Annotated in this window: 8 protein-coding genes; 4 read left to right on the top strand and 4 right to left on the bottom strand. The window is 69.9% G+C overall.

Features of this window, described 5'->3' with window-relative positions:
- A partial coding sequence (locus C1H66_RS20270) for an ATP-dependent DNA helicase (RefSeq protein WP_146010748.1) occupies positions 1–1,381 on the top strand: 1,381 nt, incomplete at its 5' end.
- 16 nt (positions 1,382–1,397) lie between these two features.
- Here the strand turns inward: C1H66_RS20270 and C1H66_RS20265 are convergent.
- Positions 1,398–3,215 (bottom strand): monovalent cation:proton antiporter-2 (CPA2) family protein, encoded by a 1,818-nt coding sequence (locus tag C1H66_RS20265; RefSeq protein WP_181423422.1) that lies wholly within the window; start codon positions 3,213–3,215, stop codon positions 1,398–1,400.
- A gap of 99 nt (positions 3,216–3,314) precedes the next feature.
- On the opposite strand from C1H66_RS20265, the gene C1H66_RS20260 reads away from it, so the two are divergent.
- Both C1H66_RS20260 and C1H66_RS20255 read left to right on the top strand, forming a co-directional pair.
- A complete protein-coding gene (locus tag C1H66_RS20260; RefSeq protein WP_102629685.1) occupies positions 3,315–3,980 on the top strand; it encodes a cupin domain-containing protein in 666 nt (221 codons plus the stop codon).
- 100 nt (positions 3,981–4,080) lie between these two features.
- Positions 4,081–4,260, top strand: a complete 180-nt coding sequence (locus tag C1H66_RS20255; protein WP_102629684.1) for a PLDc N-terminal domain-containing protein — start codon at positions 4,081–4,083, stop codon at positions 4,258–4,260.
- 14 nt (positions 4,261–4,274) lie between these two features.
- Here the strand turns inward: C1H66_RS20255 and ligD are convergent, their stop codons facing one another.
- The 3 genes from ligD to C1H66_RS20240 are packed head-to-tail and all read right to left on the bottom strand — an operon-like array spanning position 4,275 to position 6,062.
- Positions 4,275–5,204, bottom strand: coding sequence for a non-homologous end-joining DNA ligase (gene ligD / locus C1H66_RS20250; protein ID WP_102629683.1), 930 nt, complete (start codon positions 5,202–5,204; stop codon positions 4,275–4,277).
- Complete coding sequence (locus tag C1H66_RS20245) at positions 5,194–5,811, bottom strand: DNA polymerase ligase N-terminal domain-containing protein (protein ID WP_102629682.1); 618 nt, start codon at positions 5,809–5,811, stop codon at positions 5,194–5,196. The genes ligD and C1H66_RS20245 overlap by 11 nt, the downstream gene beginning before the upstream one ends.
- Before the next feature lie 29 nt (positions 5,812–5,840).
- Positions 5,841–6,062, bottom strand: coding sequence for a DUF3565 domain-containing protein (locus C1H66_RS20240; RefSeq protein ID WP_102629681.1), 222 nt, complete (start codon positions 6,060–6,062; stop codon positions 5,841–5,843).
- Positions 6,063–6,356: 294 nt separating this feature from the next.
- Between C1H66_RS20240 and C1H66_RS20235 the strand changes: the two genes are divergently transcribed.
- The gene (locus tag C1H66_RS20235; protein ID WP_205738709.1) at positions 6,357–7,109 is read left to right on the top strand and encodes an intradiol ring-cleavage dioxygenase; all 753 of its coding nucleotides are present in this window, start codon (positions 6,357–6,359) and stop codon (positions 7,107–7,109) included.
- Positions 7,110–7,408: the final 299 nt, after the last annotated feature.

Raw genomic sequence — 7,408 nt, 5'->3', positions numbered from 1 at the left:
GCCGGCGGCACGCCAGGCGGCGGTGGCGCGGGGCTGGCTCGACCGCGAGTCGCTGCGCGAGGTGGCCCTGGCGCATCGGGTGTGCCCCTACTACCTGGGCCAGGAGCTGGCCCGCTGGTGCGACGTGGCCGTGGGCGACGTCAACCACTGGTTCGACCACCACGCCATGCTCCACGGGCTGGCCCGGGCCAACGACTGGCGGCTCGGCCTGCTGGTGGACGAGGCCCACAACCTGGTGGAGCGGGCGCGAGGCATGTACAGCGCCGAGCTCGACCAGGGGCGGCTCACCCGGCTGCGCCGCTCGGCGCCGCCGGCCCTGGCCGGGCCCCTGGGTCGGCTCGCCCGGCAGTGGCAGCAGCTGGTGCGCGACTCGGGCCCGGCAGAGGAGGGCGATGGGCAACGGCCGGATTATTGCCTTCTGGACGGTGTGCCCAAGGGCATGTCGGGGGCGCTGCAGCGGACCGTCGCCGCCATCACCGACTACCTGGGGGAGCATCCCGAGGGCGGCAGCGCCGAGCTGCAGGAGCTGCTCTTCGAGGCGCTGGCCTTCTGCCACCTGGCCGAGCAGTTCGGCGAGCATTCGCTGTGCGACCTGACGCGGCGGGGGCGCGGCCGGGCGGTGCTGGGGCTGCGCAACCTGGTGCCGGCGGACTTCCTGGCCCCGCGGTTCGCCGCGGCCCACTGTGCGGTGCTGTTCTCGGCGACCCTCAGCCCCGGCCACTACCATCGCGACCTGCTGGGCCTGCCCGCGGACAGCGTCTGGCAGGCGGTGGCCTCGCCCTTCGCCGCCGAGCAGCTCGAGGTGCGGGTGCGTGGCGACATCTCGACCCGGCTGCGCGACCGCGAGCGCTCCGCGGCGCCCATCGTCGACGAGCTGGCCGGGCAGTATCGTCGGCGGCCGGGCCACTACCTGGCCTTCTTCAGCAGTTTCGCCTATCTGGAGATGGTGCTGGCGTGCTTTCGTGAGCGGCATCCCGACGTCCCCGCCTGGGCCCAGACCCGCGGGATGCAGGAGGCCGAGCGCGACGCCTTCCTGGGGCGCTTCCGACCGGGTGGCCGCGGCATCGGCTTCGCGGTGCTGGGCGGCGCCTTCGCCGAAGGCATCGACCTGCCCGGCGACCGGTTGATCGGTGCCTTCATCGCCACCCTGGGGCTGCCGCCCGCCGACCCCTTCAACGAGGCGTTGAAGGCACGCCTCGAGATCCGCTTCGGGCGTGGCGACGACTATGCCTACCGCATTCCCGGCCTGATCAAGGTGGTACAGGCCGCCGGTCGGGTGATCCGTGGCCCCGAGGACCGCGGCACCTTGGTGCTGATGGACGATCGTTTTACCCGCAGCGAGGTGCGCGCGCGGTTGCCCGAGTGGTGGCGGCTCGGCTGAGGACGCGTCATGGTGCTCAGTCGCGGCGGCGCGGAATCTCCTCCATGCGCGTGGCGATGTCCTCGTCCGCCTCGTAGAGGGCCTCGAGCTCGCGCGCCGCCTCCTGGATGGTCTGGATCAGCTGCTTCTCGTTGCCGAACACCTCGAGCTGTCGCCTCAGCGCCTGCTCGTCGTGGGGGCGGAAGGTGTCGATGGTGTGCTGGGCCTGGTCTCGGGAGATGCCCAGGCCGACCAGGGCCTCGCGGGTCAGCTCGAGGCTGGCCGGCAGCAGTTCGCGCACGAGGTTGGTGACCCCGGCGCGCATCAGCAGGTGGGCGTGGTAGCGGTTGCGGGCGCGGGCATAGAGCCTGAGGTGCGGGAAGCGGCGCTTGACCTGCTCGACGATGCGCATGGAAGCCTCGGGGTCGCCCACCGCCACCACCAGTACCCTGGCGCGACCGGCGCCGGCGGCCTCGAGCAGGTCGGTTCGCGAGGCATCGCCGAAATAGACCTTGTTGCCGTAGCGGCGCACGAACTCCACCTGGTCGGCATTGATGTCGAGGACGGTATAGGGAATCTTCAGCCCCTGCAGGGCACGGCCCATGATCTGGCCGAAGCGACCGAAGCCGGCGATCAGGATCTCCGGCGATTCATCGCTGGGGCGGTCGTAGGCCGGTTTCGCGCGCTGCGTGACGAACAGCCTGCGCAGGCCATGGACATGCAACTGGAACAGCAGCGGGGTCGTCGCCATGGAGAGCGAGACCACCAGGATCAGCAGGCTGACCAGGGCCTGGTCGAGCAGGGCGGCGGCCGCCGCTGCGGAGAGCAGTACGAAGCCGAACTCGCCGCCCTGGGAGAGCAGCACGGCGAGGTTGCTGGCCTCCTTCCAGCCGCTGCGGTAGAGCCGGGCGGCGAGCGTGACGGAGAGCCCCTTGAGCAGCACCAGGCCGAGGGTCAGGCCGAGGATCGCCAGCGGCATCTCGGCCAGCAGGCCGATCTCGGCCATCATCCCCACCGCCATGAAGAACAGCCCGAGCAGCAGCCCGCGGAAGGGCTCGATGTCGGCCTCGATGTTGTGGCGATATTCCGAGTCGGCCAGCAGTACCCCGGCGATGAAGGCGCCCAGGGCCATGGAGAGCCCGGCCAGCTCCATCAGCAGGGCGGCACCGATCACCACCAGCAGGGCGGTGCCGGCGAACACCTCGCGGCTGCGGGTGGCGGCGGCATAATGGAACAGCGGCCGCAGCAGGTAGCGGCCGCCGACGATCAGCCCGGTGAAGGCGCCGGCGGCGAGGGCCACCTCGCGCAGCAGCGGTGCGGCACCGTCGGCCATCAGTGCATCGGCGGCGAGGATCGGGATGGCCGCCAGCACCGGGATCGCCGCGAGGTCCTGGAACAGCAGCAGGGCGAAGGCGTGGCGGCCGTGGCGGGTCTGCAGTTCCTTGCGCTCGCCGAGCAGGTGCAGCACCAGCGGCGTGGAGCACAGCCCCAGGCTGAAGCCCACCACCAGGGCGGCGGCCGGCGACAGCCCCAGCGACCAGGCGGCCAGGGCGAGCAGGGCTGTGGTCACCGCCACCTGCAGGCTGCCGAAGCCGAACACCGCCTTGCGCATCACCCTGAGACGCGCGGGCTTGAGCTCGAGACCGATCACGAACAGCAGGAAGACGATACCCACCTGGGCGAACTGCAGTACCGCCTCGGCGTCCGGCACCAGGGCCAGTACCGAGGGGCCGATGACCACCCCCGCGGCCAGGTAGCCGAGCACCTCACCCAGCCCCAGGCGCTTGAACACCGGCACGATCAGTACCGCCGCGGCGAGGAAGATCAGGGCGTTGAGCAGCAGTCCGGTGGCCAAGGGCGACTCCTTGCGGATGGCGAGGGGAGCCCCCATTCTACCGAGCGAGGGCCTGCCATTCACAAGCAAGGTGTGGGCCAACACCGAGAGGAGGGTGCCATGCGACTCAATGCCGACTTTTCCCGACGGGCGGTGGTGACCCCCGAGGCCTACCGCTGGGTGGACTCGCCCACGCCCGGCGTGGAGCGGATGATGCTGGATCGCATCGGTGAGGAGGTGGCCCGCGCCACTTCGCTGGTGCGCTATGCACCGAACAGCACCTTCCCCTCCCATGAGCACGGCGGCGGCGAGGAGATCCTGGTGCTCGAGGGCGAGTTCGCCGACGAGCACGGCCGCTATCCGGCGGGCAGCTACCTGCGCAACCCCATCGGCACCGCCCATGCGCCGCGGGTCGGGGCCGAGGGGGCACTCCTCTTCGTCAAGCTGCACCAGTTCTCGCCGGACGACACCGAGCGCAAGGTCGTCGATACCCGCTCGGCCGATTGGCAGCCGGGGCAGCAGGAGGGGCTCGAGGTAATGCCCCTCCACGATTTCGAGGGCGAGCAGGTGGCCCTGGAGCGCTGGGCGCCGAATGTCCGGCTCGCCCCCCGGGAGTACCGGGGCGGGGCGGAGGTCCTGGTACTGGAGGGTGCCTTCCACGACGAGCACGGCCGCTATCCGGCCGGCAGCTGGCTGCGCACCCCGCACGGGAGCCGGCACACGCCCCGCACCGGGGCGGACGGCGCCCTCGTCTATATCAAGGCGGGCCACCTGCCTTCCGGCTGAACGCGGCTCGGCGTGGCGGTCACCGATTCCGATTGTGCCGGGTCATGGGGATATGCTACCCATGACCGGGCAACCCCTTGAACGGCAAAGGAGCATGCATATGGGCATCGAAGTGGGCGGCCTGCTGGGCCTGATCTGGTTGATCATCGTCGTCTGGGCCATCGTCAAGGTGGCCAAGAGTTCGGCGGGAGGGGTCGCCAAGTTGCTGTGGATCCTGATCCTGCTGTTCTTCCCCGTGCTGGGCCTGATCATCTGGCTGTTGCTCGGACCCAAGGGGTAGCGATTCCTCAGGCGTTATCCTTCCTCATCGGCGGGGGCCTCGCGGTCCAGCAGGGCCGCGAGCGCTTCGCGATGCGCGTCCAGCGCATGAGCGTGCCCGGGCATGTTCGCCCAGGGGTCCGCCTTCTGGGCGAGTCGGCGAAACAGGTTGCGCATCGTCCAGTCACGCGGGCTCGCCCCGCGCTCGATTTCCGACCATGACACGGGCGTGGCGACCGGGGCGCCAGGCCGGGCGCGTACGGCATAGGGTGCCACCGCAGTGGCCCCGTAGCTGTTGCGCAGCACATCCAGGAAGACCCGTCCGCGACGCTTCTTCTTGCGCTGGGCCAGGGTGTAGCGATCCTCGTGGCGACGGACCAGCAGCAGGGCCGCATCATGGGCGAAGCGTCTGACCGTGTCGAAATCCTGGCTGCCGTCCAGCGGCACCACCACATGGAAGCCCCTGGAGCCCGTCGTCTGCACCCAGGCCGCCATCGACAGCGCCGCCATCAGGGCGCGCAGGTCCAGCGCGGCACGTCGCACGACGGCGAAGTCCTCGGTGTCCTCCGGCGGGTCCAGGTCGAAGATCATCCGGTCGGGGTGTTCCAGGTCATCGGCCGGTGACAGGTAGAGGTGGGGCGTGATCATGGCCTGGTCCGCCAGGTAGACCAGGGCCGCGCGGCCGGTGATGAGCGGCGCCATGAAGCTGCCGCCCTCGCGCTTGGGGAAGCGCACCGTCTCGAGCCAGTCGGGGAAGTGGTCCGAGGCGTCCTTCTGGTAGAAACCCTCGCCGCCCAGGCCATCGGGGAAGCGCTGCAGGCTCACCGCATGGCGCTCGAGGTGCGGCAGCATGGTGGGGCCGACCCGGGCGTAGTAGTCGATCAGGTCCCCCTTGGTCAGGCCAGCCTCGGGGAAGAACAGCTTGTCGCGGTTAGAGGTGTCGATGCGATGGTCGTCAATGTCCATTTCGGCCCTGGCCCTCCTCGATCGCGATCTGCTCCAGGGTGCGCCCCGACCGGACGGACTCGGGCTCGGTGGAGGTCGGATTGCGCCGGGCATCCGCCGCCTCGTCGTCGATCTTCACCAGCAGCCAGTCCTTGCCCTGCTCGAGCCGCGTGCGGATCAGCGCATAGCCGCCGCGCAGCTTCTCGCCCTCCAGCCAGACGGTGGCGTGGCCGTCGGCGAGCTGCTCGGCGACCGAGGGCGGGGCGTTGCCTTCCTTCAGGTTACGGTAGTGGCCCCGGTCCCAGATCAGCACGGTGCCGGCGCCGTACTCGCCTGCGGGGATCACGCCCTCGAAGTCGGCATAGGCCAACGGGTGGTCCTCGGTGGGGATGGCCAGGCGCTTGACCCGCGGGTCGGTGGAGGGGCCCTTGGGGACCGCCCAGGACTTCAGCACGCCGTCGACCTCGAGACGGAAGTCGTAGTGCCGGGTGGAGGCATCGTGCAGCTGGATGACGAAGATCGGCCCGCCGTGCTGCTCGCGGTGGGCTTCGTCGACGATGGGCTCCGGGGTGCGGCGGGCCTCGCGCTTCTGCCGGTAGCGTTCGAGGGAGTCGCGGGACTTGGCCATGGGGTCGACTCTCGACCGAGATATCGAGACTAGTCTAGCGCCTTTTCGGGGGTGTCGCGGGGCTCGCCCCGATCGCACTTCACGCATGCGAGCCGCATGCCGAGCCGCGAACGGCGCCCCGCCTCGCTGGTGACCCAGGGGCGCTCGACCCAGGGCGGCTGATGGCGCACATGCTGGTGGTGGCCGCAGGCGAGCTCGGCCACCCAGTGGCCCTCCTCGTCGCGGTGGTAGCCGGTGATGGGCTGCCGCATGGCGAAAGATCAGGGGCAGAGGCCGTCGTCGCTCATTTCTCGGGAGCCCTGTAGTGCCCCGGGACCTTCACGCGCTCGCCATTGGGGAGCTGACGAACGTGGGCGGGTACATAGATCCGCTTGATGATGCTCCTGTCGTTGTTCTCGCTCATGAGTGAACCCTCCCTGTCATCCCGCGGACTAGGATCACTACGTTAGCGCCACGCGCGGATGGGAATCAATCCCGCTCAGGATGCCGCTGCCCCTGAGCCAGGCGGGCTATGCTACAGGAAGCATTGTTCGAGGAGTCGCGAGATGGCCAAACGGGGCCGCATGCCAAGCCCTCAGGGGCTGAGCCGACGCCGGTTGCTGCGTCTCGCCGGGGTGGCCGCCGTCGCGTCACACTGGGGCTGGGCGGGCAGCATCACGGCATCAGCCGGCGGGGCGCAGGCTAGCGCACCCACCTGCGTGGCCAGGCCGCGCCAGACGGAGGGCCCCTACTTCGTGGATGCCCGGCTCGAGCGCAGCGACCTTCGTACGGACCCCACCGATGGTACCCGCAAGCCGGGCGTGCCGGTGGCGCTGGCGTTTCACGTCTCTCGGCTCGATGGCGAAGCCTGCACGCCGCTGCCCGGTGCGGTGGTGGATCTCTGGCAGTGCGACGCCCTGGGCGTCTACTCGGGAGTGCAGGATCTCGCGGGGCGCTTCGATACTCGTGAACAGCGCTTCCTGCGCGGCTACCAGGTAACGGATAGCCGTGGCATGGCCCGGTTCACCACCCTCTATCCCGGCTGGTATTCGGGGCGGGCCGTGCATATCCATTTCAAGATCCGCACCGCCCCCGAGGCCGAGCGTGGCCTGGACTTCACCTCGCAGCTGTACCTCGACGATGCCCTGACCGATCGGGTGCACCAGCAGGCCCCCTATGCCGAGAGGGGGCCACGCAATGTGCGCAATGCCCGGGACGGCATCTACCGGCGCAGTGGCGGAGACGAGCTGGTGCTGGAGCTGACCGAAAGCGGGGCGGGCTACACGGGGGCCTTCCGTATAGCCCTGGAGATGAGCTGAGAGCGCCGGCGTGCCCCAACAGGATCATGCCGCCGCCCCAAGTCAGCTCCGCATGGGCGATCGAGCCATCGTCGTTGGCATGCAACGCGTGGCGCGCGAATCCCGCCGTTCGGCACAGCCCATCGATGGCAACGAAAAACCCCACCCGTTTCCGGGTGGGGCAGGCGAGACATCGATCCGCTCGCCAGTCATGAGCAATCCCGCCTCAGTGTGCCAGTGACCGGGCAGCGAGTGCCCCGGCGCGCGGCGTCAGCTCGACGGCCGCGGGCTGGCGATGGGCGCTTCGCTGGCGGCCGGGC

It is taken from the genome of Halomonas heilongjiangensis (assembly GCF_002879645.1).
Taxonomy (GTDB): Bacteria; Pseudomonadota; Gammaproteobacteria; order Pseudomonadales; family Halomonadaceae; genus Halomonas; species Halomonas heilongjiangensis.
Note: the sequence above shows the minus strand (reverse complement) of the source record. Positions and strands in the feature narration are given on the sequence as shown.

Coding starts and splice junctions, on each gene's coding strand:
- C1H66_RS20245 (WP_102629682.1), bottom strand. CDS start 5,811: ATGGCCAAGTCCCGCGACTCCCTCGAACGCTACCGGCAGAAGCGCGAG.
- C1H66_RS20240 (WP_102629681.1), bottom strand. CDS start 6,062: ATGCGGCAGCCCATCACCGGCTACCACCGCGACGAGGAGGGCCACTGG.
- C1H66_RS20255 (WP_102629684.1), top strand. CDS start 4,081: ATGGGCATCGAAGTGGGCGGCCTGCTGGGCCTGATCTGGTTGATCATC.
- C1H66_RS20260 (WP_102629685.1), top strand. CDS start 3,315: ATGCGACTCAATGCCGACTTTTCCCGACGGGCGGTGGTGACCCCCGAG.
- ligD (WP_102629683.1), bottom strand. CDS start 5,204: ATGGACATTGACGACCATCGCATCGACACCTCTAACCGCGACAAGCTG.
- C1H66_RS20235 (WP_205738709.1), top strand. CDS start 6,357: ATGGCCAAACGGGGCCGCATGCCAAGCCCTCAGGGGCTGAGCCGACGC.